Source organism: Mycobacterium dioxanotrophicus (assembly GCF_002157835.1).
Lineage (GTDB): Bacteria > Actinomycetota > Actinomycetes > Mycobacteriales > Mycobacteriaceae > Mycobacterium > Mycobacterium dioxanotrophicus.
Genome location: NZ_CP020809.1, coordinates 4022938 through 4038104, shown reverse-complemented (window position 1 = coordinate 4038104; position 15167 = coordinate 4022938). Strand labels below are relative to the sequence as shown.

Below are 15167 nucleotides of genomic sequence, written 5' to 3'. Positions count from 1 at the left end.
GCGGTCCTGGTGGGACCGCGGCCGCTCAGGGGATCTTCCCTTGTGAGGAAGCGTGTTACAGCAGGCCGAGCTGCTGCAGGTTGGTGATGTATTGGACGATGACCGCGGGTGTCACGTGCGGGATGTCCTTGTCGGGGCCGATCTTGGCTTCCTGCACGGCCTCCCGGAAGTGGTCGGTCGGTGCGCCCGCGCCGAGCATCGGCCGGCTGGGCTGCTGGTAGTTGTGCAACAGCGGCAGCAGCGAGGCCTGACGTTGCTTGTCCGGCAAGGCGCGCAGCGCGGTGTCGAACCGCTGCAGCCACGTCGCGTAGTCGTCAATCCGATGCACGGGGTAGCCGGCTTCGATGAGCCAGTCGACGAACTCGTCGAGACCGAGGCCGTCGTCGTACGGGTTCATCACGTGGTAGGTCTCGAAGCCGTCCGTCACGCGCACCCCGAGGGTGGAGATCGCTTCGGCGATGAACTCGACCGGCAGGCCGTCGTAGTGCGCTCGTTGCCGGGTGCCGTCGGCGGCCAGTTCGTAGAACGATCCGGGTGCGATGCCGGTGGCGACCAGGCTGAACATCATCCGGGTGAACATGTCGGGCAGGTTCAGCTGACCCGAGTAGGTCGTATCGGCCAGGATCATGTCGCAGCGGAACACCGAGACGGGCAGGCCGCACAGGTCGTGTGCCTCGCGCAGCAGGACCTCGCCGGCCCACTTGCTGTTGCCGTAGCCGTTGGCGTACGAGTCGTCGACCTGACGTGTCGCCGAGATCTGCCGGATGTCGGCGTTCTCGACGAACTCACCGGGCGTGATGCCCCAGCCGACACCGATGGTCGAAACATACACGAACGGCTTGATTTTCGTCGTCAGGGCGATGCGGATCAGTTCGGCGGTGCCGAGGGCGTTCGGCCCGAACAGCTGGCTGTAGGGCAGCACGTGGTTGACCAGGGCGGCCGGGTCGACGATCAGGTCGACGGTGTCGGCCAGGTGCTGCCAGGTCTCGCGGTCCAGGCCGAGATCGGACTCGCCCTTGTCGCCGGCGATGACCTCGAGGTGATCGGCGGCCAGATTCTGGTAGTGGGCAAGCAGTTTCGCGTCGCCGGTGTCGAAGATGGCGTCGAGCCGGGCGCGGGCTTCTTCGTCGGAGCGGGCCCGAACCAGCGCGATGACCTTGCCGTCGACCAGGTCCATGCGTTCCAGCCACTCCAGGGCGAGATAGCGCCCCAGGAGGCCGGTGGCGCCGGTCAACAGCACCGTGCGAACCTCCGCCGGAGCCTTGGGCAATGCCGGTGCGGCGGCCAGGGTCGCGGCGTCGATGAACTTGTCCAGCGTCAGGTCCGCGGCATGCACTTCGGTGGCGTCGCGCCCGTGCACCGACGCATATGTCGGCCGCTTGGAGCCCTGCCGTTCGGCCTCGAGGTAGGCGGCGATGGCTGCGAGGTCGTTGGCCGGGCTGACGATCACGCCCACCGGCACGTCGACCTCGAAGATCTCGTGCAGCAGGTTCGAAAAGGTCAACGCCGACAACGAATCTCCGCCGAGATCGGTGAAGTGGGCGTCGGGCCGCAGGTCTGCGGTCGAGGCGCCCAGCAGGGCGCCCGCGGCGCGGCTGACGGTGTCGAGAACGGGAGCGTCAGCGCCGTGACGACGGAGTTCGCGCAGCTCGTTGGCCTGCCCTTCGGCGAGATCGGTGTAGAGCTGTTCGAGCCGATCGCCGTAGTGCGCCTTCAGTTTCGGCCGGGCCAGCTTGCGGATACCGGTCAGCAGACCGTTCTCCAGCGTGAAAGGTGTTGTCTCGATGAGAAAGTCCCGCGGAACTTCGTAGGACTGCAGGTTGGCGGCTCGGGCCGCGTCCTGCAGGGAGTCGCTGATCGCTTGCTTCGACACGGCCGGATCGGTCGGTACCACCACGGCCAGCAGGTACGCGCGGGCGCTGTTGCCGTACAGGTAGATCTGCCGCACCAGGGGGCTGTCGCCGAATACGGCCTCCAGCTTGGACACCGTGACGAACTCGCCTTGCGACAGCTTGAGGACGTTGTTGCGCCGGTCCAGGTACTCGACCTGGTCCGGGCCGATCTCGGCGACGATGTCGCCGGTGCGGTAATAGCCGTCGGCGTCGAACATCTCGGCGGTGATCTCGGGGCGCTTGTAGTAGCCGGGGAACATCTGCTCGGACTTGACGAGCAGCTCGCCGCGCGGATGCGGCCGGTCGGTGCCGAGGTAGCCCAACTCGGGCACGTCGGCCAATTTGTAGTCGATCACCGGTGGGCGCTGGATGTGCCCGTCGACGAAGACGGAGCCGGCCTCGGTCGAGCCGTAACCCTCCAACAGGTGCATCTCCAGCAGCCGCTCCACCCAGGCCTTCATCTCGGCCGAGATCGGGGCCGAGCCTGTCATCGCTGAGACGAACCGGCCACCCAGCAGGTCCTGGCGCACCTCGGCGAGCACCTGCTCTTCCGCAGACACATTGGTGCTCCTCGCGTCCGCAGACACATTGGTGCTCCTCGCGTCCGCAGACACATTGGTGCTCCTCGCGTCCGCAGAAACATCGGCGTCGCGCTGATCCAACCGGCTCTGGTACTCCTGGAACAGCATGTCCCAGATGCGAGGCACGAAGCTCAGCTGCGTGGGCCGGACCAGGGCCAGGTCCTCCAGGAAGGTCGACAGGTCACTGCGGGCGGCGAAGTAGGCGGTGCCGCCGGAGCTGATCGTGGCGTACAGGATGCCGCGGCCCATCACGTGGCTCATCGGCATGAAGTTCAGCGTGATCGCGGGCAGCACGCTCTGGTTCTCGTCCCAGCTGGCCTTGGACGCGATCCGCCACATGGTGGAGACCTTGTTCTCCGGGTACATCGCGCCCTTGGGTGTTCCGGTGCTGCCGGAGGTGTAGATGAGCAGGGTCAGCGGGTCGGCCTGACCGGACACGTACAGCGGTGCGTCGGCGAGACTGCGGCCGCGGTCGAGGACGTCTGTGAAGGCTTCGACCTGGATGTCGGTGCCGGCGAGGGCGGCCTTGGCGGCCTCGAACGCCTCCCGCTGGTCATCGACCGCGGGACGGTAGTCGAACACCACCAGGCGCGCCGGGGCAGGTCCGGATTGGATCAGTGCGACGGCGTCATCGAGGAAGTCGACGCTGGAAGCGATGACCTTGGGTTCGGTTTCGGCGATGATCGGTCGCAGCTGCGTGACGGGTGCGCTGGTCTGCAGCGGGACCGAGACCGCACCGAGTTCGATGAGCGCGACGTCGATGGTGGTGTAGTCCACGCTGGTGAAGCCGAGGATGGCGACCCGGTCGCCGGGTTTGACGGGATGGTTGTGCCAGGCGTTGGTGACGGCCTGGATGCGGTCGCCGAGCTGGCGGTAGGTGATGGTCTCGAAGCGCGGCAGCAGCTGGGCTGACGTGCGGCCGTTGGCATCGGTGACGAGCTCGACGGCGCGGGTTCCGAGGGCCGGGCGGTCGGCATAGCCGGCCATGACTTCCTTGACGATGGCCGGCAGGCGCAGGCCAGGACGGTCGACGGCGGTGCTGACGGCCTCGTCGGGCCGTGCGGCGGCAAACTGCGGATCGTTGGCATAAAGGGCGGCGAGTCGGGTCTCGAGCCGTTCTTCACGGGTTTCATTCGACATAATCAAGTCCCCTGAGCAAATCAAATCTTGTGGTAGCCGACGCTTGATGCGTCTACCAAATACTACGTTAGTAAAACTAAATATATTTCGACTGTCCAGGCTGCTGCGGTGCGAGATTCGTCACCTCGCGTCACCTCCAGATGCGACAACGCCCCCGCCCGGGGACAGGGCGAGGGCGTTGTACGGATGGTGGTCAGAGCAGGCCGAGCTGCTTCAGGTTGGTGATGTACTGCACGATGACCGGGGCCGAGACGTGGGGGATGTCCTTGTCGGGCCCGATCTTGGCTTCCTGCACGGCTTCCCGGAACCGATCGGTCGGCGCCAGCGCACCCAGCATCGGACGCTCCGGCTTCTGGTAGTTGTGCAGCAACGGCAGCAACGAGGCTTGACGCTGCTTGTCCGGCAACGCGCGCAGGGTGCTTTCGAACCGCTGCAACCACTGGCCGTAGTCGGCGATGCGCTCGATCTGGTAGCCCGCTTCGATGAGCCAGTCGACGAACTCGTCCATGCCCAAACCGTCGTCGTACGGGTTCATCACGTGGTAGGTCTCGAAGTTCTCGACTGCCTGCGCACCCAGGGTCGAGATCGACTCCGCGATGAACTCCACCGGCAGACCGTCGTAGTGCGCCCGCTGCCGTTTGCCGTCGGCGCCCAGCTCATAGAACGAGCCCGGAGCGATACCGCTGGACACCAAGCTGAACATCATCCGGGTGAACATGTCGGGCAGGTTCAGCTGACCCGAGTACGTCGTATCGGCCAGGATCATGTCGCAGCGGAACACCGCCACCGGCAGGCCGCACAGATCGTTGGCCTCGCGCAGCAGGACCTCACCGGCCCACTTGCTGTTGCCGTAGCCGTTGGCGTACGAGTCATCGATGCGGCGCACCGCGCTCATCTCGCGGACGTCGGCTTCTTCGACGAACTTGCCCGGCGTGATCTGATCGCCGACACCGATCGTCGACACGTAGGTGTACGGCTTGATCTTGGTGGTCAGGGCGATGCGGATCAATTCGGCGGTGCCCAGGGCGTTCGGCCCGAACAGCTCGCTGTAGGGCAGCACGTGGTTGACCAGGGCGGCCGGGTCGACGATCAGGTCGACGGTGTCGGCCAGGCGCTGCCAGGTCTCGCGGTCCAGGCCGAGATCGGACTCGCCCTTGTCGCCGGCGATGACCTCGAGGTGATCGGCGGCCAATTCCTGGTAGTGGGCAAGCAGTTTCGCGTCGCCGGTGTCGAAGATGGCGTCGAGCCGGGCGCGGGCTTCCTCGTTGGAACGGGCCCGCACCACGGCGATGACCTTGCCGTCGACCAGGTCCATGCGTTCCAGCCATTCCAAGGCCAGGTAGCGGCCCAGGAAGCCGGTGGCACCGGTCAGCAGCACCGTGCGAACTTCGGCACCCGCCTTGGGCAATGTCGGTGCGGCAGCGAGCGTTTCGGCGTCGATGAACTTGTCCAGCGTCAGGTCCGCAGCGCTGATCTCGGCGGCATGCCGACCGTGCACCGACGCGAACGTCGGGCGCTTGGCGCCGGGGGAGCGCTCGGCCTCGATGTAGGCGGCGATGGCCGCCAGGTCGTTGGCCGGGCTGACGATCACGCCCACCGGCACGTCGACCTCGAAGATCTCGCGCAGCAGATTGCCGAAAGTCAACGCCGACAAGGAATCTCCGCCGAGATCGGTGAAGTGTGCATCGGGCTGCAGATCGGCCGACGACGCGCCCAGCAGGGCTCCGGCGGCCCGGCTGACCGTCTCCAGGGCCGGTGCCTGGGCGCCGTTCTGCCGGAGCTCGCGCAGCTCGTTGGCCTGGCTGTCGGCCAGGTCGGTGTAGAGCTGTTCGAGCCGATCGCCGTAGTGCGCCTTCAGCTTCGGCCACGCCAGCTTGCGGATGCCCGTGAGCAGACCGTTCTCCAGCGTGAAAGGCGTTGTCTCCACCAGGAAATCGCGGGGGATCTCGTAGGACTGCAGATCGGCGGCCTTGGCCACGTCCTGCAGTGACTCAGCGATCGCGGTCTTCAGTTCGGCGGGCTGGTAGCGCGCCTGGGCCTCCGGCGTCGGGACCACGACGGCGAGCAGGTACGGCCGCGCGCTGTTGCCGTAGATGTAGATCTGCTGCACCAGCGGGCTGTTGCCGAACACCGCTTCGAGCTTGGCGACCGTGACGAACTCGCCCTGAGCGAGCTTGAGCACGTTGTTGCGGCGGTCGACGTAGGTCAGCTGATCGGGACCGACCTCGGCCACGATGTCGCCGGTCCGGTAAAAGCCATCCTCGTCGAACACGCTCGCGGTGACCTCGGGTCGCTTGTAGTAGCCCGGGAACAGGTTCTCGGTCTTCACCAGCAGCTCGCCGCGCGGATGCGGCTGATCGGTGCTGAAGTAGCCCAGGTCTGGAACGTCCACCAGTTTGTAGTCGATCACTGCCTGGCGCTGCACCACGCCGTCGAAGAGCACCATGCCGGCCTCGGTCGACCCGTAGCCCTCGAGCAGATGCAGCTGCAGGAAATCGCCCAGCCACGATTTCAGTTCGGCGGAGATGGGAGCTGAGCCTGTCATCGCTGAGATGAAGCGTCCGCCAAGCAGATTCTCACGCATGTCGGCCATCACCTCGGCCTCGACGGCGGCGCGGTCGGCGGCACCGTCGAGTCGGTGATCCACCCGGCTCTGGAACTCGCTGAAGATCATCTCCCAGACCCGCGGCACGAAGTTCAGTTCGGTGGGCCGGACCAACGCCAGATCTTCCAGCAGCGTCGACAGGTCGCTGCGGGCGGCGAAGTAGGCGGTGCCGCCGGAGGCCAGCGACGCGTACAGGATGCCGCGGCCCATCACGTGGCTCATCGGCATGAAGCACAGGTTGATCGACGCGGCGGTCGGGCTGAACCAGGCCTTGGAGTTGCGGCGCCAGAACTTGGCGACAGCGCTCTGCAGATAGATCGCGCCCTTGGGGGCGCCGGTGCTGCCCGAGGTGTAGATGAGCAGGGCCAGCGGGTCTTCGTCGGAGGCCTCGGGGCCGGGGGCCTGCGGCAGGTCGGTGCCCCGCGCGATGAGGTCGGCCAGGGTCTCGACGACGATGGGGCTGCCCGCCTCGGCGAGCCGCGCACTGGCCCCGGCAACGGCGTCGCGGTGGTCGTCGACCTCGATGTGGTGGTCGAAGACCACGATCTTGGCCGGAGCGTAGGCGGTGAGTGCGAGTTCGACGGCGTCGTCGAGGTAGTCGACACTCGCGGCGATCACGCGGGGTTCGGTCTCCACGACGATCGGCGCCAGGGCCGATGCTGACGAACTGGTCTGCAGCGGCACCGAGACGGCTCCGAGCTGGCCCAGTGCGGTGTCGACGACGGTGTAGTCGGCGCTGGCGAAGCCGAGGATGCTGACCCGGTCACCCGCGGCCACCCCGGCCTGATGCAGGGCGCTGGCCAATGCCCGTACCCGTTCCCACACCTGTCCGTAGGTGATGGTGTCGAAGCGGGGGAGAAGCTGTGCGCTGGTCCTGCCGGTCTGCGGGTCAGTGACGAACTCGACGGCGCGCTCGCCGATGGCGGGTCGGTCGGCGTAGCCCTGCAGGACGGTCTGGACGATCTGCGGCAGTTGCAGGCCCTCGGCGTCGGCGGCGGCGCTCACGGTCTCGCTCGGCGCGGCGGCGGCGAACTGCGGATCAGTGCTGACCAAGTCAGCGATGCGGCGCTCGAGCCGCTCCTCACGGGTATCAGTCGTCATCAGCATCCCTCTTTGCAAATAGCTACGTATCAAATTGGCGCGACGTTGCGCTCGACCAACTACTACGTTAGTGGAACTAAACTTATTTCCGGATGGCCAGCTCAGGGCCTGTCAATTTGCTGTGAGTGTGTGAAAAACGCCCCGGAAGCGCCACAATTCTGCCGGGTTGTGAGCGGGGTCACGATATTTGCCGGAATGCCATCGGTCGGTGTTCAGGCGCCCCGGCCGCCACCTCGCTCGAGAGCAGCGTCATCCAAACGGCGTTACAGCCCGGCGACGGATGGGTACCCCCTGCTTCGTCAAAGGAGGCATCATGACCGAATTCGATACCCGCGGAGGCCGGATGCGCATGCCGCGTAGTCGAGGGGCGGCCAGCGGAATACTGCTGGTCCTACTGGGAGCGTGGGGAGCGTTGATTCCGTTCATCGGCCCGTACATCGACTTCGCGTTCACGCCTGATCAGGGCTGGATGTGGACGACGGCCAGAGGCTGGCTCGAAGTGTTGCCGGGAGCCGTGACGGCCCTCGGCGGACTGCTGTTGCTGACCTCGGGTAACCGCGCGACGGCGATGCTCGGCGGCTGGCTTGCCGTCATCGCAGGGGCCTGGTTTGTCATCGGCCGGTCGCTGACCGGGGTGTTGGCCATCGGCGACGCCGGAGCTCCGGTGGCGGTCACCGACGCCAAACGTGTCGCGCTGGAACTGGCCTACTTCTCCGGTCTCGGCGCGGTGATCGTGTTCCTGGGCGCCATTGCCCTCGGCCGGCTGTCGCTGCGCAGTGTGCGTGACGTGGCGTATGCACGGCGGCCCGTCATGGCTGAACCGGTCGCCACTGCAGCACCGGCTGCCGAGGTACCGGCTACGGACACGTCGGTCGCGCGTGAGCACCGGGAAGCGCGTGAGCACCGGGGATGGGGCGGCATGTTCGGCAGGCGTCACACCCACGCGCATTAGAGATCGCGCAGGATCAGCTCGAGTACGTCGAGAGCCTCGACGAGAAGCTCGTCGCTGATCGTGAGCGGAGGCAGGAAACGCAGCACGTTGCCGTAGGTGCCGCAGGTCAGCACGATCACCCCGGCAGCGTGCGCCCCCGCGCACAACGCTTTGGTCAGGTCGGCATCGGGTTCGGTGGTGCCGGCCTTGACCAGTTCCATGGCGATCATCGCGCCGCGGCCCCGGACATCGCCGATGCGGTCGTCCTCGGCCTGCCACCGCCCCAGCCGGTCTTTCATCAGCGCTTCGATCTGCTGGGCCCGGGCCACCATGCCCTGGCTCTCGATCGTCTCGATCGTTGCCAGCGCGGCCGCGCAGGCAACAGGGTTGCCGCCGTAGGTGCCGCCCAGTCCCGACACGTGCGGCGCATTCATGATCTCGGCGCGGCCCGTCACGGCAGACAACGGCATGCCGTCGGCGATGCCTTTCGCCGTGATGATCAGGTCGGGGTCGATGCCTTCGTGTTCGCAGGCGAACATCGCACCGGTGCGGGCGAACCCGGTCTGCACCTCGTCGGCGATGAACACCACGTCGTTGGCGCGGCACCAGGCGAGAAGGGCCGGAAGGAAGCCGTCGGCGGGAACGATGAAGCCGCCCTCGCCCTGGATCGGTTCGATCAGGACCGCCGCCAGATTGTCGGCGCCGATCTGCTTGTCGATCACATCGATCGCCCGCTTGGCGGCGAGTTCGCCGTCGGTGGCCATCTCCTTGCCGAACTCGGCGTCGCGGAACGGATAGGACAGCGGAGCGCGGTAGATCTCCGGGGCGAACGGCCCGAAGCCGTGCTTGTAGGGCATCACCTTGGCCGTCAATGCCATCGTGAGATTGGTGCGGCCGTGATAGGCGTGGTCGAACGCCACGACGGCCGGTTTATGGGTATAGGACCGCGCGATCTTCACGGCATTCTCGACGGCTTCGGAGCCCGAGTTGAACAGCGCGGAGCGCTTGTCGCCTGCGACCGGCGTCAACCGGTTGAGCTGTTCGCACACGGCCACATAGCCCTCGTAGGGGGTCACCATGAAACAGGTGTGGGTGAAGTTGGCGGCCTGGGCCGCGACGGCGTCGACCACCAGCGGTGAGGCGTTGCCGATGGTGGTGACCGCGATGCCGGAGCCCAGGTCGATGAGCCGGTTGCCGTCGACGTCTTCGACGATGCCACCGCCGGCCCGGATGGCGTAGACGGGCATCGTGGTGCCCACCCCGCGGCTCACCGCTGCGGCTTTCCGGTCGATCAGGGCCTGCGATTTGGGGCCCGGGATGGTGGTGGCGAGATGACGGCTCTGCTCGAGATGGCTCAACACTGACTCCTGCGAACGACGGCGGCGGCGCGGACGGATTAGAGCGACTCCGAGCCTAGTCGTCCCGGTGTGCCCGACAGTCGCTTTTGGGCACTGCGGGCGGGGGTCCGACGTGACGCGTCCAAGCCGGAACTTAGCCCCGCTAAGCGCGGTTCGGGCGACGGGGGCCGCGTCAGCGGATGGCCGCAATGGCAGACTGGTCCCCTATGAGGTGCCGTGACCTGCCGGTCCGGAGCCGAAGATCACACGATTCGATACGAAAGACAGTGCTGTCATGGATATAGCCATCTTCCTTCCGCTGCTCATCATCATGGGCGCGTTCATGTTCTTTGCGTCGCGACGTCAGAAGAAGGCGATGCAGAAGACCATCGACCTGCACAACTCGCTGCAGGTCGGCGACCGGATCCACACCACGTCGGGCCTGCAGGGCACGATCACCGGTATCACCGACGACAACATCCACCTGGAGATCGCCCCCGGCGTCATCACCACCTGGATGAAATTGGCCGTCCGGGACCGCATCGAGACCGACGCCGACGACGCCACCGATGACGTCGCGAAGCCCGAGGTGTCGTCGGCCCCCACCGAGCTGACCGAGAGCACCGCCGTCATCGACAACGACGGATTCAAGAAAGACTGACAGCCGACCACCCAGGACCAGCACGTACCCTTTGCGGTGCTGACGAACTGATCTCAAGGAGACCCTAGAAACGTGGCATCGTCTTCGGCGCCGGTGCACCCTGCCCGCTACCTGACGCTCTTCCTGGTTCTGCTCATCGGTGTGTACCTGCTGGTGTTCCTCACCGGTGACAAGCAGGCCAAGACCAAACTCGGCATCGACCTGCAGGGCGGGACCCGGGTGACGCTGACCGCCCGCACCCCGGACGGCTCGGCACCCACCCGTGAGGCGTTGACGCAGGCGCAGCAGATCATCGGTGCGCGCGTCAACGGTCTTGGTGTGTCCGGGTCCGAGGTCGTCATCGACGGCAACAACCTGGTGATCACGGTGCCCGGCAACGACGGCAACGAGGCGCGCAACCTGGGCCAGACCGCCCGGCTCTACATCCGTCCGGTCATCCACGCGATGCCGGCGCAGCCCAAGCAGGCGCAGCCGCCGGCCGGGGCGCCAGGTGCGCCACCGGCACCCGGCGCGCCAGGTACTGCACCGGCTCCCGGAGCGCCGGGCGCCCCGGGAGCGCTTCCCGGTGAGGCGCCGCAAGGTGAGCCACCTGCCGGGCAGCCCGGCGAACCGCCCGCGCAGGCACCCGCTGCGCCGGGCGCAGGCGAGCAGCCCGCACCGCAACCGCGGCCGTACCCGCGGGACCCGGCGCCCACGCCCGGAGAACCCGCGCCTGCACCGGCACCTCCGGCTCCGGCGCCCGCGCCGGCACCCGGTGACGCGAAGGGCGACCTCGCGCAGCGCATCGCCGACGAGAAGCAGTTGCGGCAGAGCACCAATCAGTCGGTGCAGATCCTGGCGCTGCAGTTCCAGGCCACCCGCTGCGGTGAGGACGACGTGCTCGCGGGCAACGACGATCCGAACCTGCCGCTGGTCACCTGCTCGACCGACGGTTCCACGGTCTACCTGCTCAACAAGTCGATCATGAGCGGCGAGGAGATCCAGAACGCCACCTCGGGGCTGGATCAGCAGCAGGGCCAGTACGTCGTCGACGTGGAGTTCAAGAGCGGCGGCGCCAAGACCTGGGCCGACTTCACCGCGGCCAACGTCGGCACCCAGACGGCCTTCACCCTCGACTCTCGGGTGGTCAGCGCCCCGGAGATCCGCGAGGCGATCCCCGGCGGCCGCACCCAGATCACCGGCAAGTTCACCAATGATTCCGCGCGTGAGCTGGCCAACGTGCTCAAGTACGGCTCCCTGCCGCTGTCGTTCGAATCCTCGGAAGCCGAGACGGTCTCGGCGACCCTGGGGCTGTCCTCGCTGCGGGCCGGTCTGATCGCCGGTGCGATCGGCCTGGCGGCCGTGCTGTTGTACTCGCTGCTGTACTACCGAGTGCTGGGACTGCTGGTGGCGCTGTCACTCGTGGCCTCGGGCGCAATGGTTTTCGCGATCCTGGTTTTGCTCGGCAGATACATCGGATACACGCTCGACCTCGCGGGCATCGCCGGTTTGATCATCGGTATCGGGACCACTGCCGACTCGTTCGTGGTGTTCTTCGAACGAATCAAAGATGAGATCCGCGAAGGCCGTTCGTTCCGGTCGGCGGTTCCACGCGGTTGGGCGAGAGCCAGAAAGACGATCGTGTCCGGCAACGCGGTGACGTTCCTGGCCGCTCTGGTGCTGTACGTCCTGGCCATCGGGCAGGTGAAGGGCTTCGCGTTCACCCTCGGGTTGACCACGCTGCTCGACCTCGTGGTGGTGTTCCTGGTGACCTGGCCGCTGGTGTACCTGGCGTCGAAGTCGCCGACGATGGCCAAACCGGCGCTCAACGGTCTCGGTGCGGTGCAGCAGATCGCCCGGGAACGCCGAGAAGCCGCGCACGCAACAGCGGGACGGGGATAGAGACATGGCTGCGAAGCACTCAACCGACACCGACGACGACACCACGACGGCCGTCGAAGCACCCAGCATCGAGGCGTCCTCGGCGGCGCTGCCCAAGCACGGATTCTTCGTCCGGCTCTACACGGGTACCGGCGCCTTCGAGGTCGTCGGCCGGCGCAAGTTCTGGTACATCATCAGCGGCGTCATCGTCGCCATCGCGATCGTCAGCATCGTGGTGCGCGGATTCACCTTCGGCATCGACTTCGAGGGCGGAACCAAGGTCTCGATGCCGTCGGCCGGTGAGTCCGGCACGATCAGCACCCAGCAGGTGGAAAACGTCTTCAACAAGACCTTGGGCCGCAACCCCGAATCGGTGGTCGTGGTGGGCAACGGGTCTTCGGCCACGGTTCAGATCCGGTCCGAGACGTTGTCCAACCAGGACACCGAGAAGCTGCGCACCGCCCTGTTCGACGCGTTCCACCCGAAGGGCAGCGACGGCAAGCCCAGCAAGCAGGTCATCAGCGACTCGGCCGTGTCGGAGACCTGGGGCGGCCAGATCACCCAGAAGGCGATCATCGCGCTGATCGTGTTTTTGGTGCTGGCGACCATCTACATCACCTGGCGCTACGAGAAGTACATGGCGCTGTCGGCACTGGCGTCGCTGGTCTTCGACCTGCTGGTCACCGCAGGCGTGTACTCGGTGGTCGGGTTCGAGGTGACCCCGGCAACCGTCATCGGCCTGCTCACGATCATGGGCTTCTCGCTCTACGACACCGTGATCGTCTTCGACAAGGTCGAGGAGAACACCCACGGCTTCGAGCACACCACCCGACGCACGTTCGCCGAGCAGGCCAACCTCGCGGTGAACCAGACGTTCATGCGCTCGATCAACACCAGCTTGATCTCGGTGCTTCCGATCGTGGCGCTGATCGTGGTGGCGGTGTGGCTGCTCGGCGTCGGCACCCTGATGGACCTGGCGCTGGTGCAGCTGGTCGGCGTGATCGTCGGTACTTACTCGTCGATCTTCTTCGCCACGCCGCTGCTGGTGTCCCTGCGGGAACGCACCGAGCTGGTGCGCCGGCACACCAAGAAGGTGCTCAACCGCCGCAACCCGGCCGCCGCGAAGGCCGACAAGAAGTCGGCCACCAAGGCCGCCGCCGAGGACACCGAGGCGGACGGTGCCGACGACGCCGACGATGCGGAGGAGACCGTGTCGGCGTCGGCGAGTTCGACGGCTCCTGCCAAACCCGCGGCCGGAGCGCGGCCGTCGCGACCGACGGCGCGAACGGGTCGCCCGTCGGGCAAGCGAAACACCCGGCGGTAGTCCGGATGGCTCAGTGGGGGGCCACCGGCCAGGTTCTGCGCACGCGAGGAGCAAAACAGGTTCTGCGCACGCGAGGGGCGCGACTTGCCGGGGCGGCGGTGGTGACACTGCTGGCCGCCGTCGGGGTGTCGGCCTGTGGCGGGAGCTCGGCCGATGCGATCGACTATGCGGTCGACGGCACGCTGCCCACCTACAACACCAACACCGTCGCCGGTGCGGCGTCGGCCGGGCCACAGGCCTTCGCCCGCACGCTGACCGGTTTCTCCTACCACGGACCTGACGGGCAGGTCGTCGCCGATCACGACTTCGGGTCGGTGTCGGTGGTGGGACGCGCCCCGCTGGTGCTCGACTACGTCATCGACGACAAAGCGGTGTACTCGGACGGCAAACCGATCACCTGTGACGATCTGGTGCTCGCCTGGGCAGCCCAGTCGGGCCGGTTCGCGGGCTTTGATGCGGCCAGTCAGGCCGGCTACCGCGACATCTCGACGGTGGACTGCGCGCCGGGGCAGAAGAAGGCCCGGGTGTCGTTCGCGCAGGACCGCCCGTTCGTCGACTACGCGCAGTTGTTCACCGCGACCTCGATGATGCCGTCGCACATCATCGCCGATGAACTGGGACTCGTCGAGGGCGGCGTCACCACCGCACTGCAGACCGGTGATACGCCCACGGTCGACCGCATCGCGCAGGCCTGGAACACCACGTGGGACCTCAAACCCGACGCGGACCTCAAGCACTTCCCGTCCTCGGGGCCGTATCGGCTCGACTCGGTGTCGAACGACGGTGTCGTGACGCTGGTGGCCAACGACAAGTGGTGGGGCGCAAAGCCCATCACCAACAAGGTCACGGTGTGGCCGCGGGGTGCCGACATCCAGGAGCGGGTCAACAAGGGCTCGTTCGACGTCGTCGACATCGCCACCGGATCGTCGGGGGTGCTCAACCTGCCCGACGACTACGTCAGCAACGACACCCCGTCGGCGGGGATCGAGCAGTTGATCTTCGCGCCGGGAGGCCCGTTGGCGGCCACCCCGGCCCGGCGCGCGTTGGCGCTGTGCACGCCGCGTGACGTCATCGCCCGCAATGCCGCCATGCCGATCGCCAATTCACGGCTCAGCCCGGCCGCCGACGACGCCTTCGGTGCGGCCGAGGGCGCCGCGGACGCGGGACAGTTCACCGTCGCCAACCCTGACGCCGCCCGCGCCGAGATCCACAACCAGCCGCTGACCGTGCGCATCGGGTACCAGACACCGAACGCACGGCTGGCCGCGACGGTAGGCGCGATCGCCAAAGCATGCGCACCGGCCGGTATCACGGTGCAGGACGCCGGCTCGGAAACGGCAGGACCGGTCGCGTTGCGCAACAACCAATTCGACGTGCTGCTGGCCAGCACAGGCGGGGCGACGGGCAGCGGCTCGTCGGGGTCCTCGGCGATGGACGCGTACGCCCTGCACGGCGGCAACGGCAACAACCTGCCCGGTTACAACAACGAACGCGTCGACGGGATCATCGACGCGCTGGCCGTGACGACCGACCCGAAGGAGTTGACGCGGCTGGTCGGGGAGGGCGCGCCCATCCTGTGGGGCGACATGCCGACGCTGCCGCTGTACCGGCAGCAGCGCACGGTGCTGACATCGACCAAGATGTACGCCGTGAGCAGCAATCCGACCCGCTGGGGTGCCGGCTGGAACATGGACCGTTGGAAGTTGTCGAAGTGACCGGCGATCGCGAACGGCCT

Annotated in this window: 8 protein-coding genes; 5 read left to right on the top strand and 3 right to left on the bottom strand. The window is 66.9% G+C overall.

Annotated elements, in window-relative coordinates:
* Positions 1–55: 55 nt before the first annotated feature.
* Together car (BTO20_RS19365) and car (BTO20_RS19360) are read right to left on the bottom strand one after the other, a co-directional pair.
* Positions 56–3613, bottom strand: a complete 3558-nt coding sequence (gene car / locus BTO20_RS19365) for a carboxylic acid reductase (RefSeq protein WP_087077886.1) — start codon at positions 3611–3613, stop codon at positions 56–58.
* Between the two features lie 193 nt (positions 3614–3806).
* A complete protein-coding gene (gene car, locus BTO20_RS19360; RefSeq protein WP_087082383.1) occupies positions 3807–7319 on the bottom strand; it encodes a carboxylic acid reductase in 3513 nt (1170 codons plus the stop codon).
* Positions 7320–7632: 313 nt separating this feature from the next.
* On the opposite strand from car (BTO20_RS19360), the gene BTO20_RS19355 reads away from it, so the two are divergent.
* Positions 7633–8271: a hypothetical protein gene (locus BTO20_RS19355; RefSeq protein ID WP_087082381.1), complete on the top strand. Its 639-nt coding sequence runs from the start codon at positions 7633–7635 to the stop codon at positions 8269–8271.
* Here the strand turns inward: BTO20_RS19355 and gabT are convergent.
* Positions 8268–9608: a 4-aminobutyrate--2-oxoglutarate transaminase gene (gene gabT, locus BTO20_RS19350; RefSeq protein WP_087082379.1), complete on the bottom strand. Its 1341-nt coding sequence runs from the start codon at positions 9606–9608 to the stop codon at positions 8268–8270. The two genes, BTO20_RS19355 and gabT, sit on opposite strands and share 4 nt — an antisense overlap.
* Positions 9609–9882: 274 nt before the next feature.
* On the opposite strand from gabT, the gene yajC reads away from it, so the two are divergent.
* From yajC to BTO20_RS19330, 4 genes are all read left to right on the top strand, one after another.
* Complete coding sequence (gene yajC, locus BTO20_RS19345) at positions 9883–10248, top strand: preprotein translocase subunit YajC (protein WP_087077885.1); 366 nt, start codon at positions 9883–9885, stop codon at positions 10246–10248.
* A gap of 72 nt (positions 10249–10320) precedes the next feature.
* Positions 10321–12129, top strand: a complete 1809-nt coding sequence (gene secD, locus BTO20_RS19340) for a protein translocase subunit SecD (RefSeq protein ID WP_087077884.1) — start codon at positions 10321–10323, stop codon at positions 12127–12129.
* 4 nt (positions 12130–12133) lie between these two features.
* Positions 12134–13432: a protein translocase subunit SecF gene (secF, locus tag BTO20_RS19335; RefSeq protein ID WP_087077883.1), complete on the top strand. Its 1299-nt coding sequence runs from the start codon at positions 12134–12136 to the stop codon at positions 13430–13432.
* Positions 13433–13437: 5 nt separating this feature from the next.
* Complete coding sequence (locus BTO20_RS19330) at positions 13438–15147, top strand: ABC transporter substrate-binding protein (RefSeq protein ID WP_198343989.1); 1710 nt, start codon at positions 13438–13440, stop codon at positions 15145–15147.
* The last annotated feature ends 20 nt before the right edge of the window (positions 15148–15167 follow it).